General features: G+C 64.7%; 27 protein-coding genes and 3 pseudogenes. 14 read left to right on the forward strand and 16 right to left on the reverse strand.

What is annotated here, in order from left to right:
• The 5 genes and pseudogenes from ACX80O_RS05630 to ACX80O_RS05650 form a co-directional block, all read right to left on the reverse strand.
• Nucleotides 1-189 (reverse strand): annotated as a pseudogene (locus tag ACX80O_RS05630) (HNH endonuclease); the annotation flags it as partial.
• Between the two features lie 173 nt (nucleotides 190-362).
• Nucleotides 363-1607, reverse strand: coding sequence for a metal-dependent hydrolase family protein (locus tag ACX80O_RS05635; protein ID WP_459305115.1), 1245 nt, complete (start codon nucleotides 1605-1607; stop codon nucleotides 363-365).
• 53 nt (nucleotides 1608-1660) lie between these two features.
• Nucleotides 1661-1990: a type II toxin-antitoxin system PemK/MazF family toxin gene (locus tag ACX80O_RS05640; protein ID WP_459332818.1), complete on the reverse strand. Its 330-nt coding sequence runs from the start codon at nucleotides 1988-1990 to the stop codon at nucleotides 1661-1663.
• Complete coding sequence (locus ACX80O_RS05645) at nucleotides 1987-2211, reverse strand: antitoxin MazE family protein (protein WP_459332819.1); 225 nt, start codon at nucleotides 2209-2211, stop codon at nucleotides 1987-1989. Before ACX80O_RS05645 ends, ACX80O_RS05640 begins: the two co-directional genes overlap by 4 nt.
• A 26-nt stretch (nucleotides 2212-2237) precedes the next feature.
• Nucleotides 2238-2684, reverse strand: a complete 447-nt coding sequence (locus ACX80O_RS05650) for a type II toxin-antitoxin system VapC family toxin (protein WP_459332820.1) — start codon at nucleotides 2682-2684, stop codon at nucleotides 2238-2240.
• A gap of 224 nt (nucleotides 2685-2908) precedes the next feature.
• On the opposite strand from ACX80O_RS05650, the gene ACX80O_RS05655 reads away from it, so the two are divergent.
• On the forward strand, nucleotides 2909-3391 hold the full coding sequence (locus ACX80O_RS05655) for a glycosyltransferase (RefSeq protein ID WP_459332897.1): 483 nt from the start codon (nucleotides 2909-2911) through the stop codon (nucleotides 3389-3391).
• Nucleotides 3294-3671: a glycosyltransferase gene (locus tag ACX80O_RS05660; RefSeq protein WP_459332821.1), complete on the forward strand. Its 378-nt coding sequence runs from the start codon at nucleotides 3294-3296 to the stop codon at nucleotides 3669-3671. The genes ACX80O_RS05655 and ACX80O_RS05660 overlap by 98 nt, the downstream gene beginning before the upstream one ends.
• 240 nt (nucleotides 3672-3911) lie before the next feature.
• On the opposite strand, the gene ACX80O_RS05665 is transcribed toward ACX80O_RS05660, so the two are convergent.
• From ACX80O_RS05665 to ACX80O_RS05675, 3 genes are all read right to left on the reverse strand, one after another.
• On the reverse strand, nucleotides 3912-4289 hold the full coding sequence (locus tag ACX80O_RS05665; RefSeq protein ID WP_459305109.1) for a type II toxin-antitoxin system VapC family toxin: 378 nt from the start codon (nucleotides 4287-4289) through the stop codon (nucleotides 3912-3914).
• Complete coding sequence (locus tag ACX80O_RS05670; protein ID WP_459305108.1) at nucleotides 4286-4534, reverse strand: type II toxin-antitoxin system Phd/YefM family antitoxin; 249 nt, start codon at nucleotides 4532-4534, stop codon at nucleotides 4286-4288. The genes ACX80O_RS05665 and ACX80O_RS05670 overlap by 4 nt, the downstream gene beginning before the upstream one ends.
• A 151-nt stretch (nucleotides 4535-4685) precedes the next feature.
• Entirely contained in the window at nucleotides 4686-5966 is a 1281-nt protein-coding gene (locus ACX80O_RS05675; RefSeq protein ID WP_459305107.1) for a class I SAM-dependent methyltransferase, read from the reverse strand.
• 123 nt (nucleotides 5967-6089) lie between these two features.
• On the opposite strand from ACX80O_RS05675, the pseudogene ACX80O_RS05680 reads away from it, so the two are divergent.
• A pseudogene (locus tag ACX80O_RS05680) lies at nucleotides 6090-7069 on the forward strand (LacI family DNA-binding transcriptional regulator).
• Between the two features lie 31 nt (nucleotides 7070-7100).
• Here the strand turns inward: ACX80O_RS05680 and ACX80O_RS05685 are convergent.
• Together ACX80O_RS05685 and ACX80O_RS05690 are read right to left on the reverse strand one after the other, a co-directional pair.
• Nucleotides 7101-7499: pseudogene (locus tag ACX80O_RS05685) on the reverse strand (pectate lyase-like domain-containing protein); the annotation flags it as partial.
• Between the two features lie 49 nt (nucleotides 7500-7548).
• Nucleotides 7549-8292, reverse strand: a complete 744-nt coding sequence (locus tag ACX80O_RS05690; protein WP_459332822.1) for a GAP family protein — start codon at nucleotides 8290-8292, stop codon at nucleotides 7549-7551.
• Between the two features lie 117 nt (nucleotides 8293-8409).
• On the opposite strand from ACX80O_RS05690, the gene ACX80O_RS05695 reads away from it, so the two are divergent.
• The 3 genes from ACX80O_RS05695 to ACX80O_RS05705 all read left to right on the forward strand — a co-directional run bounded on the left by ACX80O_RS05695 (nucleotide 8410) and on the right by ACX80O_RS05705 (nucleotide 11930).
• Nucleotides 8410-9690 carry a sensor histidine kinase gene (locus tag ACX80O_RS05695; protein WP_459332823.1) on the forward strand — a complete coding sequence of 427 codons (1281 nt, stop codon included), beginning with the start codon at nucleotides 8410-8412 and terminating at the stop codon, nucleotides 9688-9690.
• 65 nt (nucleotides 9691-9755) lie between these two features.
• Nucleotides 9756-10421, forward strand: coding sequence for a LuxR C-terminal-related transcriptional regulator (locus ACX80O_RS05700; RefSeq protein WP_459332898.1), 666 nt, complete (start codon nucleotides 9756-9758; stop codon nucleotides 10419-10421).
• Between the two features lie 90 nt (nucleotides 10422-10511).
• On the forward strand, nucleotides 10512-11930 hold the full coding sequence (locus ACX80O_RS05705; protein ID WP_459332824.1) for a GmrSD restriction endonuclease domain-containing protein: 1419 nt from the start codon (nucleotides 10512-10514) through the stop codon (nucleotides 11928-11930).
• A gap of 99 nt (nucleotides 11931-12029) precedes the next feature.
• Here the strand turns inward: ACX80O_RS05705 and ACX80O_RS05710 are convergent, their stop codons facing one another.
• A complete protein-coding gene (locus tag ACX80O_RS05710; RefSeq protein WP_459332825.1) occupies nucleotides 12030-12509 on the reverse strand; it encodes an excalibur calcium-binding domain-containing protein in 480 nt (159 codons plus the stop codon).
• Between the two features lie 145 nt (nucleotides 12510-12654).
• Here ACX80O_RS05710 and ACX80O_RS05715 point away from each other — a divergent pair, with 145 nt between their 5' ends.
• The gene (locus ACX80O_RS05715) at nucleotides 12655-13638 is read left to right on the forward strand and encodes a threonine ammonia-lyase (RefSeq protein WP_459305104.1); all 984 of its coding nucleotides are present in this window, start codon (nucleotides 12655-12657) and stop codon (nucleotides 13636-13638) included.
• A gap of 296 nt (nucleotides 13639-13934) precedes the next feature.
• On the opposite strand, the gene ACX80O_RS05720 is transcribed toward ACX80O_RS05715, so the two are convergent.
• Nucleotides 13935-14360, reverse strand: a complete 426-nt coding sequence (locus ACX80O_RS05720) for a GlcG/HbpS family heme-binding protein (RefSeq protein WP_459305103.1) — start codon at nucleotides 14358-14360, stop codon at nucleotides 13935-13937.
• Nucleotides 14361-14605: 245 nt separating this feature from the next.
• Between ACX80O_RS05720 and ACX80O_RS05725 the strand changes: the two genes are divergently transcribed.
• The 4 genes from ACX80O_RS05725 (at nucleotide 14606) to dhaK (ending at nucleotide 17959) form a co-directional block, all read left to right on the forward strand.
• The gene (locus ACX80O_RS05725) at nucleotides 14606-15466 is read left to right on the forward strand and encodes a class II fructose-bisphosphate aldolase (RefSeq protein ID WP_459305102.1); all 861 of its coding nucleotides are present in this window, start codon (nucleotides 14606-14608) and stop codon (nucleotides 15464-15466) included.
• Nucleotides 15467-15472: 6 nt separating this feature from the next.
• A complete protein-coding gene (locus ACX80O_RS05730) occupies nucleotides 15473-16267 on the forward strand; it encodes an HAD-IA family hydrolase (RefSeq protein WP_459332826.1) in 795 nt (264 codons plus the stop codon).
• Complete coding sequence (gene dhaL / locus ACX80O_RS05735; RefSeq protein WP_459305100.1) at nucleotides 16264-16902, forward strand: dihydroxyacetone kinase subunit DhaL; 639 nt, start codon at nucleotides 16264-16266, stop codon at nucleotides 16900-16902. The genes ACX80O_RS05730 and dhaL overlap by 4 nt, the downstream gene beginning before the upstream one ends.
• A 61-nt stretch (nucleotides 16903-16963) precedes the next feature.
• Nucleotides 16964-17959 carry a dihydroxyacetone kinase subunit DhaK gene (gene dhaK, locus ACX80O_RS05740; RefSeq protein WP_459305099.1) on the forward strand — a complete coding sequence of 332 codons (996 nt, stop codon included), beginning with the start codon at nucleotides 16964-16966 and terminating at the stop codon, nucleotides 17957-17959.
• Between the two features lie 11 nt (nucleotides 17960-17970).
• On the opposite strand, the gene ACX80O_RS05745 is transcribed toward dhaK, so the two are convergent.
• Nucleotides 17971-19896, reverse strand: coding sequence for a LuxR C-terminal-related transcriptional regulator (locus ACX80O_RS05745; protein WP_459332827.1), 1926 nt, complete (start codon nucleotides 19894-19896; stop codon nucleotides 17971-17973).
• Nucleotides 19897-20113: 217 nt separating this feature from the next.
• On the opposite strand from ACX80O_RS05745, the gene ACX80O_RS05750 reads away from it, so the two are divergent.
• Nucleotides 20114-21142, forward strand: coding sequence for a 6-phosphofructokinase (locus ACX80O_RS05750; protein ID WP_459332828.1), 1029 nt, complete (start codon nucleotides 20114-20116; stop codon nucleotides 21140-21142).
• Between the two features lie 43 nt (nucleotides 21143-21185).
• Here ACX80O_RS05750 and ACX80O_RS05755 read toward each other — a convergent pair whose 3' ends face one another.
• From ACX80O_RS05755 to ACX80O_RS05765, 3 genes are all read right to left on the reverse strand, one after another.
• Nucleotides 21186-21695, reverse strand: a complete 510-nt coding sequence (locus ACX80O_RS05755) for a universal stress protein (RefSeq protein ID WP_459305096.1) — start codon at nucleotides 21693-21695, stop codon at nucleotides 21186-21188.
• A gap of 119 nt (nucleotides 21696-21814) precedes the next feature.
• Nucleotides 21815-22666, reverse strand: a complete 852-nt coding sequence (locus ACX80O_RS05760) for a fumarylacetoacetate hydrolase family protein (RefSeq protein ID WP_459332829.1) — start codon at nucleotides 22664-22666, stop codon at nucleotides 21815-21817.
• Between the two features lie 39 nt (nucleotides 22667-22705).
• On the reverse strand, nucleotides 22706-23446 hold the full coding sequence (locus tag ACX80O_RS05765) for a FadR/GntR family transcriptional regulator (protein WP_459305095.1): 741 nt from the start codon (nucleotides 23444-23446) through the stop codon (nucleotides 22706-22708).
• A gap of 51 nt (nucleotides 23447-23497) precedes the next feature.
• Between ACX80O_RS05765 and ACX80O_RS05770 the strand changes: the two genes are divergently transcribed.
• Entirely contained in the window at nucleotides 23498-24895 is a 1398-nt protein-coding gene (locus ACX80O_RS05770) for an ABC transporter substrate-binding protein (protein ID WP_459332830.1), read from the forward strand.
• 152 nt (nucleotides 24896-25047) lie between these two features.
• Nucleotides 25048-25995 carry a carbohydrate ABC transporter permease gene (locus ACX80O_RS05775; protein ID WP_459332831.1) on the forward strand — a complete coding sequence of 316 codons (948 nt, stop codon included), beginning with the start codon at nucleotides 25048-25050 and terminating at the stop codon, nucleotides 25993-25995.
• Nucleotide 25996 lies beyond the last annotated feature (1 nt).

Below are 25996 nucleotides of genomic sequence, written 5' to 3' on the forward strand. Positions count from 1 at the left end.
CATAGCCGGCCTCAGTGCCTTCAAGGCGTCGAGCAACACCCGGATCCCACCATCAGCGACAGCCCCAACCCCCGGAACACGGTAGGACCCCGGAACAGTGGCGGACCCGGCACTAAATGCTCCACGCTGAGCCGTCACCGGGAGGGGAAATCCCTTCCGAATCAACACTGGAGCTGCGCTTCCGTCCATACCTCAATTGTCCCAAACCGCCCCGACATTTCGGGGACTGACCGCCCTATGTGGACAAATCTCTCGAACCAATATTCGAATTAAGGAGACGCCCGGAGTGAGGCGTCAGACGAAGTCGGTTCCGTCCAGGTACCTCGGCCTCAGCAACCAGGGTGATCATGCCGAGGGAAGGGTCACGCCGTCGGAAACTGCAGTACGCCACCCTGATAAACCTGCCCGATCATGGATCGCAAACCAACCAACTGCCCCGCCGATTCCAGCAGGCCAGTGAGCACGACGACGTCGGCCAGGTGCCCCTGTACCAACCGGCCCACCGAGCCGACCGGCGTGATGAGTTCACCCGGCACCGACGTGGAAGCCGCCAGGACCTGATCAAGGGTCATGCCGGCGTCGGCCATCAGAGCGAGCTCCTCCAGGTTGTCGCCGTGCGCGCCGACCCCGGCGTCGGTGCCCATGCCGACCTTGACGCCGGCGGCGATGGCTCGGGCGACCGACCGGCGGTGGTCCTCCGCTACCCGTTGGGCCTTATCGATGACCTGCTGGGACAGGCCGCTGGTGCCGGATTCGCCCTTGCGGATCACGGCCAGCGGAGCCGAAAGGGTGGGAACCAGGTAAGCCTTGGTGTCCAGGAACAGTTGGATTGCCTCGTCGGTGAGGTAAATGCCGTGCTCGATGGTGCGCACTCCCGCCCGCAGCGCATTGATGATCCCGGCGGTGCCCTGCGCATGGGCCATCACGTACTTGCCCTGCATTTCAGCTTCCTCGACGACGACGGCGATCTCCGCGGGGGTGAACTGGGAGTGCCTCGGGTCGGTGGTCGGCGAAAGCACGCCGCCGGTGGAGCAGATCTTGATCTGGTCGGCGCCGGCCCGCAAGAGGGTGCGAGTGACCTTGCGGACCTCATCGGCGCCGTCGGCAATCCCGCTCGGTCGACCGGGATGAGGGCCAAAATCGGGGGAGTCGAGCCCCGAGGGGTGCCACAGATCGCCGTGCCCGCCGGTCTGGGACATGATGCTGACGGCGATGCGGAGCCGTGAACCCTTGACGAGTCCGGTCTCGACCGCCACTTTCGCGCCCAGGTCGGCGCCGCCAGCGTCGCGCACCGTGGTGACGCCGGCGCGCAGGGTGGCCTCGAGGTTCCGCACGGATTCGTAGAACTGCAGGGAGTAGGGCTCGACCATCGCCTGGATGGAGCCAGGGGTGGAGGTCATGACGTGAACGTGCAGGTCGATCAGACCGGGCAGGACAGTGCGACCAGCACAATCCACCACCGTGGCATCCGCATGAGCCCCGGCCAGGCCGGCGTCGCGGCCCACTGCTTCGATCATTCCGTCGCGGATGACGACGTCGGTTTGGCCGGGGAGGAAGCGTTCGCCGTCGAACACGTGGCCGTTCCTCAAAACTGTCGCAAGCGTCATTGCTGCCTTTCGCGGGTTGTGGTGACCTGGTTCACCTTACTAGCGCAATCCGTTCACCCGGCGAGCCCGAGAAACACCAGCAGACCCCGATCGAGTCTCGTCAGATCAGCATCGCTCAGCCGGCCGAGGTGATCACCCACGTTTGCTCGCGGCATGGTGACTACCTTGTCGATCATGATCTGGCTCGGTCGCTCAATCCCGTTACCGGCAGCAGGGTCCACGGAAATACGGATCAGTGGGGCCTCGATCGGATGGGTTGTTAGTGGGCACACGGTTACCGATGGTGTCGCGTCGAACCGATCGTCCTGAATGACTATCACCGGCCTTGGCTTGCCGGTGTAGCCGCCTCGAGCTGCGGCGATGACGACGTCGCCGCGTTTCATGCGTGAGGGTCCGCCTCAATGTCCCAGTCGGCAGTAACAGCGTCGACAAACGCCTGGTTCTTGGCTTCTTCCTCGCTTGCGGCCATGAGGAGCGATTGGCGATGCGCTTCTGCAGCAAATTCCAGTGATCGAACATCGGGCACCCACAGCTGAAGGGGTCGAAGCCCCTGTTCTCGCAACCGCTGTCGGTGTTCACGAACCCGATCACGCATCTCTGCCATAGAAGAATGTTACATGTAACATTCTTCTATGGCAGAGATGCAACCTGCGTGATGGCCTCTTCGCCGCACTGCGGTGATTTACTGCCAGGCGATACTACGAAGGGTCCCGCGTCGACCGCAGCTGCCAATAGCTCGCCGTCGTAAGCGACCGGCAGGTCCGTCTGCAGCCGAAGCGCCACGGCCAGGTGAATCGCATCTGCGCTGCGCAGCCCGCCGGACAACGCGGCCGAGAACATCAGGTCCGACCTCGTGAGGTCCGCGAACGTGATTCCGTTGAGAACAGCGTTGATCACGGTGGAGGGGATGCCCCGACGTCGCCGGGACGCACAGTGAAGCTCGGTGTAGAGCAGCATCGACGAGACGAGCTGGTCGCCCGCCTGGGCCGCTGTGGTGAGGAAGTCAGCCAGGGCGCCGGACTCCTTTTCGTCGACGATCAATTTGAGTGCAGCCGATGTATCGACGTAGACGATCACCGGTCTCCCCGCAGATCGGCCAGGATTCCAATGGTGCTCCCACCTGAGGTCCGGGGTAGCAGACGAAAATCCACGCCGCCGTCAATGGCCGGTCTGGCCTTGCCTGACAAGGAGTAGCTGCTCAAGTGGTGAAGCCGATGGCGCTCGCACTTACCCAATTCCCGGGAGTCATCATGGCATCGGTTCTTGTGTGTTCCAGTCCACTAGTCGGCCACGTCACACCGATGCTCGCGGTCGCCGCGGGCCTCGTTGACCGTAGGCACGATGTCCGGTTCCTCACAGGTCGGCGATTCGAGGATCGGGTGACCGGAACAGGCACCACGTTCATCGGATTGCCGCCGGAGACGGACTTCGACGACAGCGCACTTGACGAATTCTTCCCCGGCCGCGCAGGTCTCAAAGGCCCCAAAGGGATCAGGTACGACCTCAAGGAAATCTTCATGCGCCCCGGACGCGCACAATACCAGACCTTCTTTATGGACTGGCCCCGCGCTGCCGACCACCTCGTCCAGTTCACTGTTCCCGAGTTCGAGTACCCACGCTCCGACCTGCCGGCCAGCGTGCATTTCGTGGGTCCGTGTGTCCCGGGGTGGCAGGCTCGTGGGGGCTATGGGGACGGCGGAACTCCCCGAATGGTGGGACGAGCTCGACGCCGGCCGCCCGCTGGTCCATGTCACCCAGGGCACTGTTGCCAATCGGGATTTTAGCGACCTGGTCCGCCCGACCATCGATGGCCTGGCTGACGACGACGTCCTCGTCGTCGTCGTCAGCACCGGCGGACGCCCAGCGGGCTCACTCGACGGTCCGCTACCTGCAAACGTTCGAGTCTCCTCCTACCTGCACTACGACGAACTCCTGCCGAAGACCGACGTTCTGGTGACCAACGGCGGATACGGTGGGGTGCACTTTGCGTTGCGCCACGGCGTGCCGTTGGTGGTTGCGGGTGAAACTGAGGAAAAAACTGGGGTGTCGGCCCGCGTTGCCTAATCTGGCACTGGAATTAACCTGCGCACAAATCGCGCCAAGCCTGCGGCCGTCGCCGTCGCCGCCGCCGTCCGCACCGTCCTCTCCGTTCCCTCATACCGGGAGGCCAGTCGGCGGATCGGCGCTTCGATCCGGGCATCGAGGGGCTGGTGGACCTGGTCGAAAGTGTGTACGGCGCTGGTCGACGCCCCGCAGGGCAATAGGAAGCCAGGACGGTCCATCAGCACCACTGGCATCGCGGTGTCAGAGGGGCCGCACCTCGACGACAGACTCAAGTCCGCTGAAGTCCGTGATGTTGCGCGTGTACAGGATCGCATTATGGGTCATTGCCGTGGCGGCGATGAGCAGGTCGAAGCTGCGCGCTTGGGGCTTCCTGCCCGATTCTGCGACCAGGTGAGATATCAATCCGTAGTTCCGGGCCACCTCGCTGTCGACTGGTAACGCAGAAAACCGGCTCTCAATTGCAGCAAGCCGGCGGAGGCGTAGTGCGCGTTGCGCTTCGGTGGCAACCAATACGCCGTAGTGAAGTTCGGCGAGGCTGATCGTGCTGATACCGATTTCCTCGGGGACAGCCCGTACATCATTGGCAATCAGCAGGTTTGTGTCAAAGATGGCTTTCACTGCTGGGTCCATGGGTCGCGAGGCGGCTGGTCAAATGCTCGCAGATCGTCTGCCCATTCCGGATCGGTCGGGGAGGAGAAGAGGTCTTGTACTTCGCTGAATCGATGCCAGGATCGCTCTGCTATTGGGCTAAGCACCGCGGCGTCACGCCCGGATACGGTAATGGTCATCGTCTCACCAGCCTCGGCTCTCTTGATGACATCGCTGGCATGCTGGCGAAGTTCTTTCAGGCCAATATGTTTCATCAAACCACGGTAGCACTTGTGCTACTCATGCGGTAGGCGTCGCAGGGAATTGGTCCCGCAGAAACCCATCCGTTCTGAGTCCACCGAGGACCAGTACACCTGGGGTCTTCAGTGCTCGGGCACGGCGCCCCCATCGTGGGGGCGCGACGGGTCAGATGGTCCGCCGCGACGGCGGCTCGGCCCCGCCGGGTCGCTGCACCAGCACCTGGTTCACACCGGTCAGCCCGTTCTCAAACCCCAGTGCGCTGGTCGCCATATAGAGACGCCACACCCGGGCCCGGCCCTCGCTGGTCAGGCCCACCGCTTCCTCCCAATGATCCTCCAGGTTCTGGACCCACGCCCGCAGGGTGAGCGCATAGTGTCGGCGCAGCGCTTCGACGTCGAGCACTTCGAACCTGGCCGATTCCAGCGCGCCGAGCATCACGGTGAGGCTGAGCATCTCGCCGTCGGGAAAGACATATTTCGGGATGAACGAATCGGGGTCCGGGCGCATGGTGTCCCCGGCATTCCATGAAATGGCGTGGTTGAGCAGCCGGCCGCCGGGGGCCAGCAGACCGAACAGGTGGCTCGCGTACGCGGCGATCTGGTCGCGTCCGACGTGCTCGGACATCCCGATGGAACTGATCGCGTGGTACGGGCCGTCGTCGACGTCGCGATAGTCCTGCACCCGGATCTGCACGCGCTCGCTGAGCCCGGCGTGGGCCACCCGTTTGCGGGCGCGCTCCGCCTGTTCGGTGGACAGGGTGACGCCGACGACGTCGGCCCCGTAGCGCTCCGCCGCGTGCAGGGCGAAACTACCCCAACCGCACCCCACATCCAGCACCCGCATGCCGGCTTGTAGCCCGAGTTTCCGGCAGACCAGATCAAGTTTCGCCTCCTGCGCCGCGTCCAGACCGGTATCGGGGGAGTCCCAGACCGCGCAGGAATACACCATTGACGGGCCGAGGACGAGCGCGTAGAAATCGTTGCCGACGTCGTAATGGTGGGAGATGGCGGCGGCGTCGCGCCTCTTCGAGTGTTTCCGGCCCGCCCGGTCGATGGTGATTTCCTCGGGCGGGGGAGCAGGGTTGAGACCGATGGCGCCCAGCCGGACGGCGGTGGTGAGCAGTTTTGCCCGCTCGCGGAGCGTTGGCGGGCTGAAGGGTTCGAGTTCGGCGAACTTCCCGACGGCGCTGAGGGCGGTGAAACTTTCGTAGAGGTCGCCGGGGGCGTCGATATCCCCGGCCACGTAGGCCCGGCTCAGGCCCAGCATGCCGGGGGACCAGAGCATGCGACGCAGCGCCCGTCGGGAACGGAATTCGATCACCGGAGCGGTCGGCGGGCCCGCCTCCGACCCGTCCCAGGCCCGGAGTCGGAGCGGAATTTCCTCGGTCCCCAGAACGATCCCGAGCGCCTCGGCCAACAATGCGGCGGCTCCCTGTGCTTTGCTCATAGCCATGTTTACTCCGGTTTCGGCTTCAGGGCCAGAGGCGTGCGTCACGAACCCAGGGGCCCGGCGACGGAGTGAGCCGTCAGGATGGCGGAAGACAGGGATCAAGGTCCGAAGGGATGCTAAATGGCGGGGATCACCAGTGCCGACGTGGCTCGTGAGAGTGGCGTCTCGCGCACCACGGTCAGCTATGTCCTGACCGGGCGCGAAGGCGTGAGCATTTCCGAGGAGACCGGCGGCGCGTCTGGGGTACGCGCCATCCGCCGCTGCGCGGGCGTTGAAGACCGGGCGCAGTGACCTGGTGCTGTGCATCCTTCCCGACTGGCCGATCGGACCCGTGATTGAAACTCTCATGGACCACCTCGCCGACGAAATGGCCGAGCGGGGGCTGTCAGTACTGGTGCATCATGCGCGGGGGCAGCGACCGCTGCAGGAACTTTGGCGTGCCGTCACTCCGCGCGCCGTGATCGGTTTCGCTCCTTTCGACGACGACGACCTCCGGGCCATGCGTCAGGCCGGGATCCAGGTGTTGGGAGCCGCCGGCGACGCCGAGGCGGCAGGTGCCCATCGACCCTCCGAAAGTCAGCTCCGGATCGGTCGACTGCAGGCTCAGCAACTCATCGCTACCGGGCGGCGCAGGATTGCCTATGCCTGGCCCACCGATTCCCGCGTGGAGCACTTCGCAGCAGACCGGCTGGAGGGTGTCCGCCGCGAATGCGCTGAGCACGGCTTGCCCGAGCCGGAGGTGCGCCCGGTTGACCTATCGGGCCGTCTCCGCCGCTGCCGCCCTGCAGGCCTGGCGGCAAGGCCCGGACCCAGTGACCGGCGTCGCGGCCTATAACGACGACGTGGCGCTCGCTGTCCTGGCGGGGCTCCGAACGCATGGACTCCAGTGTCCCGCGGAAGTTGCGGTCGTGGGAGTGGACGACACGCCCGCCGCACGTCTGGCTGACCCGCCGCTTACTACCATCTCCCAATCCATTGACCAGCAGGCCCGGTACCTCGCCGGACTTGTCCTCGCCGGTCTGGGCGACCCGCCCGGAGAAACCAGGTGGGCCGCCCCTTCGGGCGACGGTATGGTGCTGGTGGTTCGCGGCTCAGGTTGATTCGTCTGAGCCGGGTGATGCAGCCCGGGACCTACTGGTACTGCACCACGTAGCTGGGGATGCCCGTGTCGGCGTTGCTGACGGGAGCCCCGGTGTCGTTGACGACATGGTCGATGGTGCCGGCCCCGAGGTCGACGGTGAGGATGTGGTTCAGCTGTACCCCCGCAGTGTCGGGAACCTCGAAGCCCCGGGTGGCGCGGATGGTGGGATCCACGTCGGTGAAAATGTAGGAGCCGCCGCCCCAGAGGGTGTGGTTCCTGACGTCGTCGGCCACCTTGTAGCCGGCCCAGCCGAGGACGCCGTCGTGCTGCCAGGCCGCCTGGTTGGGTGGATCGTAGGGGAGCTCGTTCTGGAAGAAGACAGTGCGGCCGTTTTCGCCGTTCCAGATGACGTTGTACTCCTGGTAGTGCTCGACGAAGAGGCCCGTTGCGCGCTACGTAATCATCACGGGTTAGATGCCGTCACCGCAAGTGTCCGCGTCACAGCACCTCGCGCACCGTGTTGACCACCAACAGGACGCCGAGAATCCCCACCACCCAGGACAGGGTGTTCGTCGAGTTGCGGGTCAGCCAGCCGTCGAGGTTCACCAACGTCGGATCAACCCGTCGCGCCGCCACTAACCGCAGGACCAGGATGGCCAGTGCTGGAAGGATCATCACCAGGCAATACGCCGCGAGCACCACACCGGACACCGGCCACTGAACGCCCGAAGTGGTCAACAGGCCGATCGCCCCCAGATAGGGGAGCATCGTTGCCACCTCAACCGTCGCAGCGCCCAGCGCCAACCCGATCAGCGCGACGCCGCCCGCGCCCGCACCGCCACCCGCGCCACCCGCACCCGGCGTTCCGGATCCGACAGCACGGTCACGCCACCGCAGGATCCGGGCCGACGGCGGAGCGCCCTCCTTCTTCTCCCGTTTGGCCCTCGCCTCCAGTCGGAAGCTCCAGACGATGAGGGCAATCCCCGCAACGAAGAGCCCACTGCGTGCCAGCCGGGAATTGAAGAAGTCACCCAGTTGGGTGATCGCCGCCTCCGCCCCGAACGTGATTGCCAGCCCCACACCGAAGTAGAAGACAGCCACCGTCAGGAGAAACACCACGATCCGGCCGACGCGCATCCTGCCGGGCGCCAACATCAGCCACAGCGGGATCATCAGGGTGCCAAAGCTGGTGGAATCGATCAGGGCGAGGGCGGCCAACGTTCCGGCAAGTGCAAGGGTCATGGCTAGGACGCTACGGGGACTCGCCGCTCGACGGCGTCTGCGAAAAGGATGATCCCAGGGACTCCGATACATCTTTAGACCGATCCGGCACCAGCCGGGCCGTGGTCAAATTATCAGGTGGACACCACCAACCTGCGCCGTGACGCACGCACCGCAGCCATCGCGTTGGTGTGCGGTCTACTGCTGATCGGTCTGGGCCTCACCGGCGTGTGGGGAAGCCAGACCGGGGTGGTGCAGCTCACCGGTGACCAGCGGTGGTGGCTGGCCCTGCCCTTCACTGTGTCCTGCGTCGCGATGGCGTTCAAGCGTCGCGCACCGGTGACCGCCCTCAGCGTCGGCTTCCTTGCGCTCGCCGCCGACGCCCTGCTCGGCGGGAGCATCGCCATTCTCCTGCCATTCTTCGACCTCCTCTACACGGCGGCGTTGGTCGTTCCGCCGCCGGTGCGCCGTGCGCTGTGGGGTATCGCCGGAGTGTTCGTGGCGATTCCGGTGATCGACCGGCTGGCGGACACCGCCGACCTCCGGGTCACCGTCCTGATCGGCCTCCAACAGGCCGCTATCTTCGTTTGCCCGCTCTGGTGGGCGATGGATGTGCGACGCAAAACCGAACTGGCGACAGTCGCGGCCGACCGCGCCGACGCCGTCGAACGCCTCTCGCTGGCCAGTCGACAGCAGGCCATCCGGCAGGAACGGGATTCCCTCGCCCGGGACCTGCACGACGTCGTTGCCTCCCACCTCTCGGCGATCGCCCTGCACTCCGGCGGCGCGCTGGCCACCCCGCCCAACGAGACCAAGGACCGCGCGGCGCTGACCCAGGTGCGCCGCTCAGCTCTCGAATCGATGGAGGATATGCGCACCATGATCACGCTGCTGCGCGCACCGGATCCCGATCCAGTGGTCGATTCCGCGCCCGACGACGACGGCGCCGCCCTCCTGCCGCGGCTCACTCACCTGCAGCCCCTCCTGGATCAGGCGGAAACCAATGGATTGTCAGTCGCCCTCGACGACCGCCTCTCGGTGCCCCGCGACGGCCAGCTCAGCGCGGCCACCGAGCTGGTGGGCTACCGGATAGTGCAGGAAGCGCTGACGAACGCGGCGAAACACGCCCCGGGGAGCAAGGTCACCCTGCAGCTCCTGCTCGGCCAGGGCCACGTAAGTATCCGCCTTCGCAACGCACTGCCAGCCACCGCACTGCCAGGCACCACACTCCCTGCCAGCCCCTCGCAAGTGTCGCCGGCCGGAGCCAACGGACCGCCCGGTCTCGGCCTGGGGCTAATTTCCATGAAGGAACGAGCCGCTTCTATCGGTGGATGGGTCACAGCCGGTGCCGACGGAGACCAGTGGGCCGTCTCGGCTGAGCTCCCGCTGGCGGCAACCGGCACGACGGTAGTTTCGTGACCGCCGGTGCAAGCCCTTCCATCAGGGTGCTCATTGTCGACGACCACGCGGCGATCCGGGCTGGCATGAGGTTCATCCTGGAATCTGCGGCCGGGTTCGAGGTAGTGGGTGAAGCCTCCGACGGCAACGCCGCGATAACCAACGCGACCGCGTTGCGCCCCGACGTCGTTCTGATGGATGTAAGGATGCCAGGAATGGATGGGATCGCTGCGACGCGGGCGATCGTAGCCGCCGGGTTGTCACAGGTCCTTATCCTGACCACGTTCGACGTCGACGAGTACATTTTCGGTGCGCTGCGCGCCGGAGCCGCCGGATTCCTGCTGAAGACAGCCGAACCGGCCGCACTGCTCGATGCTGTGCGGCGGGTGGCTGCCGGTGACGCGGTGATCGCACCGGAAGCGACCCGTCGACTGCTCGAGGCGTTCGTCTCCCTGGATCACGAAGCCGCGCGGAACTCAGCCGCGCGGGCTACTGCCGAACGGCTGTCTCCCCAGGCCAGCTCCGGCCAGCGTGGGAGCGATAACGCGGGGGTGCAGGGTGAACAGTTGACAGACCGCGAGACCGAGGTGCTGACCCTGATCGCCGAGGGACTGTCCAACCGGGACATTGCCGCGCGGCTCAACATCTCCCCCGGAACCACCAAGACCCACGTGTCGCGGGTGCTGACCAAGCTCGGCTGCAGGTCGCGCACGCAGGCAGCCATCATCGCCCGGGAAGACCGGCTGGTCTGATCACGGTTCAGTGTTCACGGTTCAGTGTTCAGTGCGCGGTACCGCACGGGCTGTATGCTTCGGTCACAATCACTTACCTGGGGGAACCACTTGAACGATCCGTCGCTGCCGCCCGCCCTGAACACCGCTCCCTCGACGGGTAGACGCAAGATCAGGATTTCCACGGGCCTGGCCGCTGGGGCGGTTCTCTTCCTGATCGTCGTCGGCCTCGTCAGCAGCGGGGTGAGCGGCGCCGTCATCATGGCGGGACTTGCGGCGTTCATTACCGGGCTGTACGTCGTCATCACCAACCGGGCGTCGTGGGCCGGAATCGCGGGCCGGAAAATGGGCGCCATCACCATGGCGGCTGCCTTGGTCGCCTTGGTTGTCGGGGGACTCCTCGCTCCGCCCAGCGACACCACCGCTCCGGCCGCCGTCGCTGAAGAAACCACCTCAGCACAGGCCGCCGACGAGACGCCTACGCCCACCCCGACACCCACGCCGACGCCCACCGCGAGCAAGACGCCCACACCTACCCGGACACCCACCCCAAGCAAGACGGCGACCGCCACGCCGTCGCCCACGCCAAGTCCGGATCTGGCACCGGTCGACAGCGCCGACGTGGTTGCCGTCGACGGCAACCCCAGTGCACCCGGCGACCAGCCCGGACACGGCATCCGTGCCCTCGATCTGCTGGATACCCTCCCCATCAAAGGCCGGGCACCGAAAACTGGGTACGACCGAGACCTGTTCGGCCAGGCCTGGGCCGACGTTGATCGCAACGGCTGCGACACCCGCAACGACATGCTCAACCGCGACCTGACGGCGATCATCCATGCCAACTCGGTGCCGTGCAAGGTCCAGTCGGGCATCCTCAACGACCCCTACACCGGTACCACCATTGACTTCCTCAGGGGGCAGTCCACCAGCATCGACGTCCAGATTGACCATGTCGTTGCGCTGTCCGACGCCTGGCAGAAGGGAGCCCAGCAGCTCAGCGCAGACCAGCGCCTCGCCTTCGCCAATGATCCGCTGAACCTCCAGGCCACCGACGGACCCACCAATTCACAAAAGGGAGCGGGCGACGCCGCCACCTGGCTGCCGCCGAATCAGTCGTTCCGCTGCGAGTATGTTGCCCGGCAAATCTCGGTGAAGGCGACGTACAGTCTCTGGGTCACCCAGGCTGAACGCGACGCCATGGCCCGTATTCTCGCCAACTGCTCGGACACCATGGCCCCGACCAGCCAGACCGCGCCGCCCGAGCCGATCCCCGAGCCGGCACCCACCCAGGCCGCGGCTCCTGAACCGGCTCCGGCGCCAGCACCTGAACCGGCTCCCGCCCCAGCACCCGCTCTCGCACCCGCACCGGCACCCGCTCCGCAACCCGTGCCGGCACCGGCTCCGGCGCCCGCTGCGCCGTTCGCGAACTGCACGGCCGCGCGGTCTGCGGGCGCCGCTCCCGTCTACGCGGGGCAGCCCGGTTACGGCACGCATCTGGACCGCGACGGCGACGGGGTGGGCTGCGAGTAGCAGCGGGCTCCTTAACTGACGCGGTCGGTGCAAGCGCCGAAACGCTTACACCGACCGGGGCTTTTCTAGCTGGTCAGGGTCGCCAGTTGGCGGCTGAGCTTATGCCTGAGCAGCAGCCCGGCGAACCGCATAGGCGCCACCCAGAGCCAAAGTGAGAACCAAGCCACCGCCAAGTACGATCGCTCCCAGATCCCGACCCGACGGCTGCGCCACGCCGGTGTCGGCGCCGCCCACCGGCATTTGGCTTACCTGAGCGGGCTCCACCACGGGAGGCGTCACCACTACTGGCGGCTCGACGGGAGGTACCACCACTACTGGCGGAGTGTTCTCGGCAACGATGCCGGCAACGATCGACTCGTCGTAGGGTGGGTTTCCCGCGGCGTCGCATCCGAATCCGTCTTTGTCTGCGTCAAGTTTGAGCTGGTAGCCCGGCGTGTTTGCGGGAATATTGAAGACGCCTACCGCTTTGGCTGCGTCGCAGTTCTCGAATGGAAGTGCTACTGCCAGGGCGGGTGTTGCCGATAATGCTGTGAATCCTACTGCTGCCGCAATGGCGAGACCGGTTGTGCGCTTGTTCATGAATCCCCCTGATTGGTGTGACGCCGACCACGAAAGCGTAGGCAGCTTGCCCACTGTATACACAAGTCAACGGCCCGCCGGACCAGCGTTTCCAGGCGCGAGGGGTCAAGCCACCTCCGTCAGCGAGACAACGTAGGATCCACCTATGGATAATGCGCGCGCCAGCACCGCCACCCTGCTAGTTACCCTCAACGACATCAGGGCCGCAGCCGAGCGGATCCAGGACCTGGTGTTGCGCACGCCGATCGTCGCGCTCCCGCACCCGGACCGACCGTCCGACGTCCTCCACCTGAAAGCCGAATCTCTGCAACCGACGGGTGCCTTCAAGCTCCGTGGCGCCTACAACACCATCTCCCAGGTGCTCGATGAGTCCCGCGACCGCGGCATCATCGCCCAGTCCTCGGGCAACCACGCGCGCGCCGTCGCCTGGCTCGCCAAGCGGCTCGACCTGCACGCCGTCATCGTCATGCCCGACGCCGCCCCGGCCACCAAGATCGCCGCCGTCCGGGCACTGGGAGCCGAGGTGGTGCTGGTGCCGGCATCGGAGCGGGACAGCCGGACGCTTGAGCTCGCTGCCGAACACGGCTACGTCGAGGTGCCGCCCTACGACGACCTCCGCATCATCGCCGGCCAAGGCACCGTTGGGCTCGAGCTCATCGAGCAACTGCCCGACGTCGACGTCGTCCTCGTCCCCATTTCCGGCGGCGGACTGATCTCCGGGATTGCCACCGCCATCAAGTCGCTACGCCCGGAGGTCCAGGTGATCGGTGTCGAACCCGAACTCGCGGCTGACGCCGCGGAAAGCCTGCGCGAGCAGCGCAGAATCACCTGGGACACCACACTCACCTACCGCACGGTGGCGGACGGGCTGCGGACACCGGCCCTCGGCGTGCACCCGTGGGAGCACATCAGACGGTACGTCGACGACGTCGTCACCGTCTCCGAAGAGCAGATCCTCACCGCGGTGCGCCACATTGCTGTGGAGGGCCGCCTCGTCGCCGAACCGTCGGGCGCCGTCGCCACCGCAGCGTGGATGCATGACCTGGCGCCTCGCGGTGCCACCGTCGCGGCGATCGTCTCGGGCGGCTCCGTCGACCCCGCCCTGATGGCGCGGGTCATGGCCGGCTAAATATTGGCCTGGACTTGGGCATTCGTGTCCCGGACCATCGAACGCGCCTCGGCAGACGGTACTGCTGCGGAAAAGTGCAGGCAATGCATGCAGTGCATGCACTTTCGGCGGCCGGTGTGCATGCACTGCATGCATTGCATGCACACTTTGGTTGGCAGTAGTCCTCCAGACGCTAGTCATTCTCCCCGTCACCCCCTGCGGCCTACCTATGCCGCGGGTCGAGTCTTCCCCTTGCCGGGCGGCGCAGGAATCAAGACACCGCTACTTCGGCGAACGCAGCTACCCGGAGAATGCAGCTACCCGGCGAACGCAGCAACGCCCGCTTCGGCTACCTGCTGATCCTGTTCGATCGATCCCGTAGAGACGCCGATAGCACCGACGATGCTCCCGTCCCGCACCAGCGGAATGCCGCCGGGGAACACCACCAGCCGGCCGCCGTGCGCGTCGTTCAGGCCATAGATCGGACCGTCCGGCCGGGTCATCCCCTGCAGGTCGCCCGTCTCGCACTGGAAGGCGATGGCCGTGTACGCCTTATTGATCGCGATGGTGATGCTGCCGATATTGGCCCCGTCCATCCGGACGTGTGCCTTCAGATTGCCGCCGGCGTCGACCACCGCGATGTCCATGGGCTGCCCAATCTCGGTTGCCTTCGCAGCGGCGGCGTCGATCACGCGGCGGGCCTCATTCAGCGTGACGGTTTCCAGTACGGTTCCAGTTGCCATGAGTTTCCTCTTCCTCAATGTCAGTAAGCACAGCTCTGTGCTCAGGACAGCGTTGCTGCCCCGGTCATCCCTGCCAAGACGCGTTCTCGCCCTGTGAGAATGCGTCTGCAGGCTGGATGTGCCCCATCGACGACCGGGGAACCGGGCGTGGTGGTGATTACCCCCATGAGGGGGAGGGTGTTCCCTCATACCCATTCTTGAGGGTTCTCGCCTACCGTGTAAATCAGCTAACAAGGAGGTTTGACGTGGGTGTTGTGCCCTTGAAGGACATTGTCGATCCGGCATTTTCGGCGCGCTATGGTGTGCCTGCCATTAACGTATTCAACGATCTGACCATGGAGGCGGTGCTCGCCGGCGCGGTGGAGTGCAATTCCCCGGTGATCCTGCAGACCTCAGTGAAGACAGTGCGCAGCATTGGCTCCCGGGTCCTCTTTGAGATGTGGGAGTCATTGACCCGCGGCATCGAGGTACCGGTCACCCTTCACCTCGACCATTGCCCAGACCGTGAGGTAGTCACTGAGTGCCTGAAGGCCGGCTGGAACTCGGTGCTGTTCGACGCTTCAGAGCTCCCGGTTGAAGAAAACCAACGCCAGACCATCGAGGTGGTCCGGGAGGCCCGCAGTTACGGCGCTCAGGTGGAAGGCGAGATCGAAGCAATCACCGGCGTCGAGGACGACCACGGCTCCGACGAAGTGTCCAAGCAGCAGAGTCTCGAGACGGCGCTGAACTTCATCGACGCTACTGGGATCGATGTTTTCGCTCCATCCATTGGCAACGCCCACGGCACGTACAAGGCCGCGCCTGTGCTGGACGTCAACCGGGTCACCGAAATTGTTGAAGCTCGTTCCATTCCCATCGCCCTGCACGGCGGTAGCGGGCTCAGCCCTGCACAGTTCCAGGACCTGATTGCCCGCGGCTGCGCCAAGGTGAACATCTCCACGGCGTTGAAGGAAACGTTCATGCAATCAAGCCTGACCTTCCTGAAGCAGGCCGAACACAACAACAAATGGGATCCGCCGTCGCTGTTCAAGCACACCCGCGGCGACGTGATCGACATGGTCAAGGTGCTGGCCGAGCAGTTCGGCAGCGCCGGGAAGGGCAGGTAGCCGCCCATGCCCACCCTGATCTTTGACTGCGACGGCGTGCTCGCCGACACCGAACAGTTTGGCCACCTCCCGGCCTTCAACCGTACATTCGAGGAATTCTCGGTACCCGTGCACTGGAGCGTCGATGACTACGCCGAGAAGGTGAAGATCGGCGGCGGTAAGGAACGTATGCGCAGCATCCTCACCGACGAGGTGAGCACCCAGTTGGGACTGCTCGACGACGCCGCGAAGGACGAATCGATCCTCGCCTGGCACAAACGCAAAACCGCCATCTACACGGATCTGGTGGACGGCGGTGTTATGCCGGCGCGGCATGGAATTGCCCGGTTGGTGCAGGAAGCGCACGACGCCGGCTGGGGCCTCGCGGTTGCCTCCACCTCCGCGGAGCCCGCAGTTCGCGCGGTGCTGACGCACGCCGTCGGGGGAGAACTCGCGGCAGGCTTCGCCGTCTTCGCTGGGGACGTGGTGCCACGCAAGAAACCGGCGCCAGACATTTACCTGCTGGCCCTGAAGGACCTCGGCCTGAGCACCGACGACGCCGTGGTGGTCGAGGACAGCTCGAACGGACTCCGCGCGGCAGTCGCCGCGGGCCTGCGCACTGTTGTCACCGTCAGCAGCTTCACGCGCTCCGAAGATTTCACCGGAGCGGCCCTGGTGGTCAGTTCGTTGGGAGATCCCGGCGAGCACGCCGAAGTGCTGGCCAACCCCCTCGGCGTTGAGGTAGCCGACGTCGTCTCCCTCACCACCCTGCGCCAGTTACTGGATTCACCGTCCGCCACAACCCATCCGGAGGCATCATGACATCCACCGACCTTGAGAACGTCGAATTCGTGGTCCGCTCCATCGCGCAGACGGCTGTGGATAAGGAGCAGGAATTTGGTGACCTTGACGCCGTCGTCGGCGACGGCGACCTGGGCTATTCACTGGCTCGCGGTTTCGAGAAAGTCCTGGCCGACTGGGACACCTTTAAACGCGACGATCCTGCCACTTTTCTGCAGCAGATTGCGCTGGCCATCTCGAGCCGTATTGGCGGGACCTCGGGCCCGCTCTGGGGGACAGCCTTCCTCAGGGCCTCGGCGGCGGCGAAGGCGTCGGGAATCATGGACGGCGCCACAGTCGTCGCCATGCTGCGCGGCGCGACCGATGGCATCAAAGCGCGTGGAAGCGCCGAGTTGGGGGACAAGACCCTCCTCGACGCGATCGTCCCAGCGACCGACGAGCTTGAACGCGAACTCGGCAAGGGAACCGACGCCGCCGGCTGTCTCAAGGTCTTCTGCGACACCGCCCGGGCCGCAGCCGATGCCACCAGCACCCTGGAGGCCAGGCGCGGCCGGGCCAGCTATAGCGGAAAAAGAAGCATCGGCTCGCCCGACGCCGGCGCGGTGGCTGTAGCCATCATGATCGAACGACTCACCTCCGAATGGGCGGCACGCTAGCCCCTTCAGCGACCTGCTATCCAATCTGACCTTCAATTCAACACAACGATGTGGAGCCCCCATGAAAAAGTTCGTCAATGATCCCAAGCAATTTGTTCCAGAAATGCTCGAGGGCCTGGCCCTGGCCAACCCCGAGACCCTGAAGTATGTGCCGGAATACAACCTCATCATGCGGTCGGACAGCCCCAACGAGAATAGGGTGTCGATCGTCCAGGGCTCGGGGTCGGGTCACGAGCCAGCCCACGTGATGGCTGTGGGCCAGGGCATGCTCGACGCCGCCTGCCCAGGCGACGTCTTCGCGGCGCCCCCGTTCGACTATGTGTTCGAAACCACCAAGCTGCTCGCCTCCCCCAAAGGTGTCCTGCTGCTGGTAAACAACTACACCGGCGACAAAATGGTCTTCGACATGGCCCAGGAGATGGCGGCCGCCGAGGGTATCAACGTGAAAACTCTCTTCATCGACGACGACGTGTCGGTGCAGGACTCCACCTACACCATCGGCCGTCGTGGCGTCGCGGGAAACTTCTTCGTGATCAAAGCAGTGGCTGCCGCAGCCGAACGCGGCGCCGATCTCGACGAGGTGATCCGGATCGGAGAGAAAGTGAACTCGGTGACGCGCACCATGGGTGTCGCCCTCACCGCGTGCACGCCGCCAGCCAAGGGAAGTCCGCTTTTCGAACTGGGCGAGGACGAGATCGAGGTCGGCGTGGGCATTCACGGCGAACCCGGCCGGCGTCGGGCCAAGATGATGCCAGCCAACGACATTGTCGATGAAATCCTCGAGCCGGTGGTCAGCGACCTGCCGTTCAAGGACGGCGACCGGGTGGCCCTGATGGTGAACGGCCTCGGCGGCACCCCGATCAGCGAGCTTTACCTGCTGTACGGGCAGGCCCACAAGCAGCTGGCCGCCAAGGGCATCACTGTTGGCCGTAGCTATGTGGGCGAGTACTGCACGTCGCTCGACATGGCGGGTGCGTCAATCACCCTGGTCCGGCTCGACGACGAGATTGAGTCGTTGCTGAGCGATCCCGCCGAGATTGCAATGCGGGTGTTCTAGCCGAATTCTCCTCAGGAGGATTTGGTTCGTAGCTGCGACCCCCGGCGGATGCCGGGGGTCGCAGCTACGTCCGGACCGGAACGGGGGAGCTCGGCGCCGCTCATGCTGACCAGCATGGTGCGGTTGCTGGCACCAGTCTTGCGGAGCAGGGACCCCACGTGTTTCTCGACGGTCTTCGCCGAGATCTGCAGTTCACGCGCGATCTGCTTGTCGGCCATGCCCTTGAGCACCATGTCACGCACCTGGCGCTCGCGCACCGTGAAATTGTCCAGTACGGGGTCTTCCGTGGCGGATGCCATGAGGGAATCGAAAATGTCGCCCTCCACCAGGGCCTGACCCTGGCCAGCTGCGACGATGACCCGCGCAATCGCCTCCCCGCCAGCTTTGCGGTTAATGAATCCCCGCACACCAGCTTGTTTGGCTGACCGTACCTGGTCGACCGTGGGATTATCCGTCAGGACCACGATGGCGGCGTGCGGATCGAGTTTCCGGACCCCCGCGAGTACCCCCGGATCGGTTTCCTGGATCATGTCCAGATCAACCACCAGGACGTCGGGGCGGAGCAGCTCGTAAGCATCCAACAGCTGCCCCGCGGAGCTGACCTCTGCCGCCACCTGGACCGCGGGCTCGCTCAGATGAAGCAGCCTGACCAGGCCAGCACTGATGAGGGGTTTGTCGTTGGCGATCAGTACCTTCCACCGCGGTTGGGGGTGCCCGCCCCGCTCCGGAACCTTGTCAGGCAGGGTAGCCCTGACCTTGGTGCCCCACCCGGGCATCGTATCGATCTGTAGGTCCCCGCCCAGATGGACCGCACGCGAGGTCATCCCATGCAGCCCCAGGCATCCCGAGGGCAGGGCGGAGTGGTCGCCGTGGGTAGTGGCCAGGTCAAACCCCCGCCCGTTGTCTTCCACCAGGACGGCTAGCGAATCGCTTTCATAGACGAGTCCAACCCGCACGCTCGTCGCCCGTGAGTGAGTTACCACGTTGCCCAGCGCCTCCTGGATGATCTTGAACGCCTGATGGGTAATCTCCGGAACCAGTGCGCGGGGGGTTCCGATGACGGTGAGCTGCGTTTCCGCCGCGCCCATCGACTCTGCCCAGGCCAGTTCCGCCGCGACCGCCACGTCGAGGTCCCGGCCCGCGAGCGACGCCGGGCCCATCCCGAGGACTGTGCGGCGTGTTTCCGCCAGAGCGTCATGGGCTATATTCCGGGCGGTTCCGATGTGCAGGGAAGCTGCGGCCTCCAGACTGTCCCGCCGGACCGCTTTGTCAGCATCATCAAGGCTGAGGAGCAGGCTCGCCAGGGACCGGCCGATGGTCTCGTGGACGTCCCGTACTGCTCGTTCCCGTTCCGCCCCGATCGCCGCTTCCTGCTCGCGTTCTGACGCGATGGCGTGCAGTTCGGAATTCTTTAGTGCTATCGCTGCATGGCTGGCGAACAGCTCAGCCAGCGCGGCGTCGTCGGGCGTAAACACCCGTTGCGGATCGGCGCCGAAAATGATGCAGGTGCCGATCACGCGCTCGTCCCACTGGATGGGTACCCCAATCACAGCGCAGTTCCAGCGCGGATCACCGGGGGAAATGTGGCCCTGTGCCACCTCGCTGTAGGTACGAAGGATCACTGTCGAGCGGTCCCGCACCACAAGACCGGTAACGCCTTCCGCCAGTGAGAACGTCTGCCCTTCCTGGCAGCCGACGCCGAAGTCAACCTTCTTGGCGTAGGTTCCGCTCGCTTCATTGACCAGCGAGAGGGAGCCCGATTCGCACCCCAACAGCGTGGCGGCATTCCCCAGGATCCGTTCGAGGAGCGGCTGAAGCTCAAATCGCCCGGCGAGGTCTCGCGCCAGTTCCGCGACAGTGTTCAGCCGCTCTTGCGCGCCATCCACCTGCAGCACGCCGTGAATCAACGGGTCCGGCCCCAGCCGTGAATCGGTCATTTTCGTCCTCTCTGACGAAACGAGCGTCAAACCGTCGTGCAGCCGGACACAAGTACGACGACACCATCGGTTCATGCATTACATCACGATGCGTGCTGGTTATCCCCCATGGGTACGGCGGGTAAGTCCTCATGGCAGGTCTGATGGATTGGTGGTTGCGTTGAGGTCAGCAGAGCGACAGTCCCTCACAGGACGGAACTACGGTTGGAGAAGCAGTATGGCTCGGATTGGAATCTTGACCAGCGGTGGGGATTGCCCCGGGCTGAACGCCGTGATCCGGTCCTGTGTGCTGAGGGGGATCCGCAACCATGGTGACGAGTTCATCGGATACATCGATGGCTGGCGGGGGCTGGTGGAGAACAACTCGATCATCCTGGACTGGATGAGCATCCGGGGTATCGCGAAACTTGGCGGAACTATCCTCGGCACCTCCCGTACCAGCCCTTTCGGCGAGGGCGGCGGCGTAGAGCACATCGAAGCCAATCTTCGATCCCTGGGGGTGGATGCGCTCATTGTGATTGGCGGCGAGGGAACACTCGCCGCCGCGAAGATTCTCAGTGACGACGGTGTACGGATTATCGGTGTCCCCAAGACTGTGGATAACGACCTTTCCGCCACCGACTATTCCTTTGGGTTCGACACCGCGGTGGAGATTGCGACCGAAGCGATCGATCGGCTGAAAACCACTGGCGAATCGCACCACCGCTGCATGATCGCGGAGGTGATGGGCCGCCATGTCGGCTGGATTGCACTACACGCGGGAATGGCCACCAGCGCCCACGCCATTCTCATTCCGGAACAACGGCCCAGTATGGATGAGATCTGCGCGTGGGTGGAAAAACCCTTCCACCGAGGACGGACCCCGCTGGTGGTTGTGGCGGAGGGTTTTGTCTCAGCCGAGATGAGCCAACCCCACTCGGAGCGCGGCCTCGACGCGTTTGACCGGCCCCGGTTGGGTGGCATTGGCGAGCGGCTAGCGCCCATCATCGAACAGCGGACCGGAATTGAGACCCGCTCAGCCACCCTTGGGCATATTCAGCGCGGAGGTGCGCCGAGTGCGTCGGACCGGGTGCTGGCCACCCGGCTGGGGATGGCGGCGGTTGATGCTGTGCACGACCGTGCCTGGGGCACCATGGTTGCCCTGCGCGGGACCGACATCGTGCGGGTGAACCTCGAAGAGTCGGTGGCGCAACTCAAGACCGTCCCACAGTCACGCTATGACGAAGCGATGACGTTTTTCGGCTGATCGCCCTGTTCCCGAACGGCTGAGCTGCGGAAACGAAGGAACGTCACAGCAGGTCATATGGCTCCAGGGGGCGATTCTCGCGGTAACGGTCCCTCCAGCGGTGATGGACCTGCGGCTTACCGTCGTCGTGGACAACGAGGACAGGGCACGCCGCATGGGCCACGCAAGCGTTGCTCACCGACCCGAGATGCAGGCCGCGGAGGCCGCCATGACCGCGTCGGCCCACAATGAGCAACTGCGCCGCTGCTCCCGCTTCAACCAGTCGGGTGGAGGCCTGCCCGCGCACGACGACGCTGGTTAAGCCGGGAGGCGGTTCCGCGCCGTAAGCCTCCTCGATCGCTGCGACGAGGTGGCTGTTTGCAGCCTCCTTGAAAGCCTTGGGATCCGGTAGCAGGTATTCCTCATACATTTTCGGATAATCCCAGCAGGCGACGGCGTGTACTCGGGCCCCAAGGGCCGGAGCCAGGGTCGCGGCGAGCCTTAAGGCGAGAATGGAGGGCCCCGAGCCGTCGACACCGACGACTACCTGTGGGTCCTCCGGAATTTTATCCATCACAGTTCTCCTTGCGTTGTGCAGCATCACAAGGTGCTGCGGGGTGGGTTGTGGGTGATCCTCCTTCATCTCTGTGGTCTCCAATTTTACGCCCTGAGCGCTGATCTGGCGGGGAAAAGTCAGGACCCAACGACAAGCTGTTGCTGTTCGCCCAGACCCTCAATCCCGATCGTCATGGTGTCGCCGGGCCCCAGATAGGGGAACCTGCCGGAGAGGGCGACGCCTTCGGGAGTGCCGGTGTTCACCACATCGCCCGGGTCCAGCGCCATGTACTGGGAGAGGTCTCTGATGATCTCGGCGACACTGAACACCATGTCCGCTGTGGTGGAATCCTGTCGGGGTTCGCCGTTCACGGCTGAATACAGCCGTAGCGCCTGCGGGTCCGCCACCTCGGCAGCGGGCACCAGGGCGGGACCCATCGGGTTGAAGGTCGGCGCACATTTGCCCTTGGACCACTGACCGCCAGAATGGCCGATCTGGTAGTCACGCTCCGAGACGTCGTTGCTGATCGTGAATCCGGCGATACACTCGAGGGCCTCCTCGGTGCTGGCCAGATAGGAGGCCCGGTTGCCGATCACCACAGCCAGTTCCACCTCCCAATCCACTTTCTGCGCGCCCGGGGGGATGACGACGTCGTCGTACGCGCCGACCACCGTGTTGGGATGCTTGAAGAAAATAATGGGGGCCTTCGGTGGGAGGTCCCCGGTTTCGGCAGCGTGCGCCGCGTAGTTCTGGCCGACGCAGACGACGGCGCCGATGCCGGTCAGTGGCGCACCCACCCGGAGGGAAGCGGCGTGCTCCAGCTCCGGCAACTCACCCGCGGCCAGGGCTCCGCGCACTCGTCGGATTCCGTCGTCGCCGAGGAAAGCACCGTTGATGTCGGCGGTCAGCTTCCGGAGGTCGAAGGTGATGCCGCCGTCGCGCACCACCGGAATTTCCTGGCCAGGCTCGCCCAGTCGCATCAGTTCCATGTCGGATCCCTCTTTTTGCTCAGTGTGACGCCGCTGATCCTACTTGTGTGCCGCCTCGTTCCACAGTGTGCTCATTTCGGTCATGGCGCGTTCCATGATGGCGAGCATCGACTGGTGGGCATCGACCGGGTTGCCGCGCTGGATGGCGCCGGCGACGTCGACGTGCAGTTGCAGGGCTTCCTCGTGCGGGTGTTCGGGCATCAAGCCGTAGTGGGTTCGCCCGGTGAGAACCTCGGCGACCAGCGAGTTGAGCTTGCCGAACATTTCGTTGCCCGAACTTGAGAGGACCAGACGGTGGAACTGAATGTCGAGGGTTAGGAACAGCTCGGTATCCCCGTCCTGCCCGGCGGCCCACAGCTTCCCGGCCAGCCCCATAAGCTCGCTGGCATCGGCGAGAGGAGCCCGTAACGCGGCCAGCCGGGCGGCCTGGGGTTCAATGGCGGTCCGCAACTCGGTCAGCGACCGCAGCTGGGCCACCCTGCCCGGCGATGCTAGCCGCCACCTGATGACCTGGCGGTCGTAGAGGTTCCACTCAGTGGCGGGGAGCACCTGGACGCCCACCCGGCGTCGGGATTCGACCATGCCCATCGAGGCGAGGACGCGCAGCACCTCACGGATGACCGAGCGGGAGACACCGTAGCGCTCCTCCAGCTCCTCAATCCGCATTACCGATCCCGGGGCCCACTCACCCGCGCCGATAGCCAGTCCCATCTGGTCAATGACCGAAGCGTGCAGGCCAGGGGACACGACACCGGGGGAGAGGGGAGCGGTTGGCTGCATGAGGTGAAGCGTATCAAGAGCATCCCATTCACGTAACGAGGTTGCATAAGTATGATCTTTGTCACTATTATCGTGGTTTATAGCAGATGTAAACCGATCATCTACTCCTGGCCCCGGTCAACGCGGGTGTCCTCAACGAAGAGAACTGGAGCAACAGTGCAGCGCAAAACTATGCGGGTAGCCGGACTGGCGGTCACGGCATTGCTGGGCGGAACCCTTGCAGCATGCGGCGGAGGCGCCGGCGGCGATGAAGCTTCCGACACTCTGCGGGTCACCCTCGCCAATCACGTGTGGACCGACAAAATCATTGAGGCCATCCCCGAATTCGAGGAAGAAACCGGTCTGACGGTGGAGCTCACGCAGCTCGGCGAAGATCAGCTCTCAGCCCAGTACAACGTGCAGCTCAACGCTGGCACCGACGAAATCGACGTCATGATGTACCGGCCGTTGCAGGAAGGCAAGCTGTTCGCCCAGAACGGCTACCTCGCAGACCTGACCGAGCGCGTCGAGTCCAACTCCGAGTGGGAATGGGCCGACTTCCAGAGTGGCCCCGTCGACTCCACGACCTTCGAGGACAAGGTGGTCGGCATCCCGACCATCACCGAGCGCGAAGTGCTGTACTACCGCACCGACCTCCTCGAGGCTGCGGGGCTTGAGGTCCCCGAGACCCTCGAGGAACTTGAAGCGGCTGCCCAGCAGATCAGCGAAGAGAACCCCGACGTCGCAGGCTTCGTTGCCCGCACCGGCAAGTCACCGGCGGTCACCCAGTTCTCCAGCTTCCTCTACAGCTTCGGCGGCGACTTCATCGATGAGGACGGCAACTCGGCCATCTCCTCACCGGAAGCCAAAGAGGCGTACGAGTACTACGGCCGCATGATCAACGAATACGGTCCGGAAAATGTCAGCACCGACATGAGCTGGCCTGAGGCGATGGCCATCTTCACCCAGGGTGGTGCGGCCTTCTACACCGAGGCCGACAGCCTCTACCAGAACGCCACCGACCCGGCCAACTCGCAGGTCGCCGAGAACGTCGGCTTCGCTCCACTACCTGCCGGCCCCGCCGGTTCCAAGCCCTACAACGTGCCGTCGTGGGGCCTTGGCATCAACGAGGCGTCCAACAACCAGGACAACGCCTGGAAGTTCCTCGAATGGGCCACCAGCAAGGAAATGGTCCTCGAGATCCAGCAGGAAGGCGTCCCCGGCCCCCGCACCTCGGTCTGGGCCGACCCTGAAGGCACCTCGACCTACCCCGAGGATCTCGCTGCGGCAATCGAAGCCAGCGCCGAAAATGGCGTCGGTTACGACCGCCCGCTCGTGATCAACGTTGCTGAAGCCCGCGAGGTGGTGGGCGATCCGATCGTCGTCGGCATCACCGGCGGCGACGTCGAGGAGGCCGCTGACGCTGCTAGCGAGTCCTTCCAGGCCTTCCTGGATGACGAACGCGAATAGCGGACGACGGCGGCTCCCGTAGTCTGCCCTGCGATGCGGCGCCGCCCGGCGGAGACAACCTCCGCCGAGAGACGCAACCACCGGCCGCATCACCCTCACGCGCTCCACTCTAGGCGCTCCACCCCAGCCAGAACGGACCAAGGACGTTGAGCATGACTGTCGCCTCCCCACGGAGGACCAACCCGCCGAAGGACCGTAGGCCGGGGAACACCCGCTACAAGGCCTATTCCGACTGGGCAAACAATCACCGGAAGTGGCTGTTCGCAGCGCCGGCCATGATCTTCGTCGGCATCCTCATCATCTTCCCGCTCGGTTGGACGATGTACCTGAGCCTGACCGACTCCTCGGGGTCGGTCCGCGCCGAATCCGACTTCATCGGATTCGCCAACTACGCCGAAGTGCTCACCGACACCGAACGCTTTTGGCCCGCCGTCGGACGCACCTTTGCCTTCACCTCGGTGGCGCTCGCCGTCCAGATGATCCTCGGGATGGGCATTGCGCTCCTGTTGTGGCGCCCGTTCAAGGGCGAAAAATGGGTCCGCGTGGCCATCCTCCTGCCCCTGGTCGCCACCCCGGTTGCCGTCGGCATGATGTGGCGGCTGATCTTCGACCCGAACATCGGCTTCGCCAACCAGGTTCTCGGTTTCGTGGGCATTCCGCCCCAGCCCTGGCTCTCCGGTCAGGCGACCGCCCTGCCCACGGTAATCTTCATTGATATCTGGCAATGGACCCCCATGGTGGTCATCATCCTGCTCGCCGGCCTCACCTCCCTGTCCGAGGAGCCCGACGAAGCGGCCCGGATTGACGGCGCCAACGCGTGGCAGCGATTCCGTTACGTCACCGCCCCGCTGCTGATGCCGACCATCATCGTCGCCGTCCTCCTGCGCAGCATCGACGCGCTGAAGACTTTCGACCTGCTGTACGCCACCAAGGGCCGCGGCGGCGGATCCTTCAATGAGGTGGAGACGCTGAACATCTATGCCTACGGGCTCAGCTTCGACTACAACGACTACGGGTTGTCCTCAACCGTCCTGATCCTCTTCTTCCTCATCATCATTGCGGCCATGTGGGTTCTCACCCGACGCCGGAAGGACGTGTAGC

This window comes from Arthrobacter glycogeni (assembly GCF_054511155.1).

Excerpts from the sequence above, each read along its gene's own strand:
- ACX80O_RS05635 (WP_459305115.1), bottom strand. The coding sequence starts at position 1,607 with ATGACGCTTGCGACAGTTTTGAGGAACGGCCACGTGTTCGACGGCGAA.
- ACX80O_RS05640 (WP_459332818.1), bottom strand. The coding sequence starts at position 1,990 with ATGAAACGCGGCGACGTCGTCATCGCCGCAGCTCGAGGCGGCTACACC.
- ACX80O_RS05645 (WP_459332819.1), bottom strand. The coding sequence starts at position 2,211 with ATGGCAGAGATGCGTGATCGGGTTCGTGAACACCGACAGCGGTTGCGA.
- ACX80O_RS05655 (WP_459332897.1), top strand. The coding sequence starts at position 2,909 with ATGCTCGCGGTCGCCGCGGGCCTCGTTGACCGTAGGCACGATGTCCGG.
- ACX80O_RS05660 (WP_459332821.1), top strand. The coding sequence starts at position 3,294 with ATGGGGACGGCGGAACTCCCCGAATGGTGGGACGAGCTCGACGCCGGC.
- ACX80O_RS05670 (WP_459305108.1), bottom strand. The coding sequence starts at position 4,534 with ATGAAACATATTGGCCTGAAAGAACTTCGCCAGCATGCCAGCGATGTC.
- ACX80O_RS05675 (WP_459305107.1), bottom strand. The coding sequence starts at position 5,966 with ATGAGCAAAGCACAGGGAGCCGCCGCATTGTTGGCCGAGGCGCTCGGG.
- ACX80O_RS05690 (WP_459332822.1), bottom strand. The coding sequence starts at position 8,292 with ATGACCCTTGCACTTGCCGGAACGTTGGCCGCCCTCGCCCTGATCGAT.
- ACX80O_RS05700 (WP_459332898.1), top strand. The coding sequence starts at position 9,756 with ATGAGGTTCATCCTGGAATCTGCGGCCGGGTTCGAGGTAGTGGGTGAA.
- ACX80O_RS05710 (WP_459332825.1), bottom strand. The coding sequence starts at position 12,509 with ATGAACAAGCGCACAACCGGTCTCGCCATTGCGGCAGCAGTAGGATTC.
- ACX80O_RS05715 (WP_459305104.1), top strand. The coding sequence starts at position 12,655 with ATGGATAATGCGCGCGCCAGCACCGCCACCCTGCTAGTTACCCTCAAC.
- ACX80O_RS05720 (WP_459305103.1), bottom strand. The coding sequence starts at position 14,360 with ATGGCAACTGGAACCGTACTGGAAACCGTCACGCTGAATGAGGCCCGC.
- ACX80O_RS05730 (WP_459332826.1), top strand. The coding sequence starts at position 15,473 with ATGCCCACCCTGATCTTTGACTGCGACGGCGTGCTCGCCGACACCGAA.
- dhaL (WP_459305100.1), top strand. The coding sequence starts at position 16,264 with ATGACATCCACCGACCTTGAGAACGTCGAATTCGTGGTCCGCTCCATC.
- dhaK (WP_459305099.1), top strand. The coding sequence starts at position 16,964 with ATGAAAAAGTTCGTCAATGATCCCAAGCAATTTGTTCCAGAAATGCTC.
- ACX80O_RS05745 (WP_459332827.1), bottom strand. The coding sequence starts at position 19,896 with ATGACCGATTCACGGCTGGGGCCGGACCCGTTGATTCACGGCGTGCTG.
- ACX80O_RS05750 (WP_459332828.1), top strand. The coding sequence starts at position 20,114 with ATGGCTCGGATTGGAATCTTGACCAGCGGTGGGGATTGCCCCGGGCTG.
- ACX80O_RS05755 (WP_459305096.1), bottom strand. The coding sequence starts at position 21,695 with ATGGATAAAATTCCGGAGGACCCACAGGTAGTCGTCGGTGTCGACGGC.
- ACX80O_RS05760 (WP_459332829.1), bottom strand. The coding sequence starts at position 22,666 with ATGGAACTGATGCGACTGGGCGAGCCTGGCCAGGAAATTCCGGTGGTG.
- ACX80O_RS05765 (WP_459305095.1), bottom strand. The coding sequence starts at position 23,446 with ATGCAGCCAACCGCTCCCCTCTCCCCCGGTGTCGTGTCCCCTGGCCTG.
- ACX80O_RS05770 (WP_459332830.1), top strand. The coding sequence starts at position 23,498 with ATGATCTTTGTCACTATTATCGTGGTTTATAGCAGATGTAAACCGATC.
- ACX80O_RS05775 (WP_459332831.1), top strand. The coding sequence starts at position 25,048 with ATGACTGTCGCCTCCCCACGGAGGACCAACCCGCCGAAGGACCGTAGG.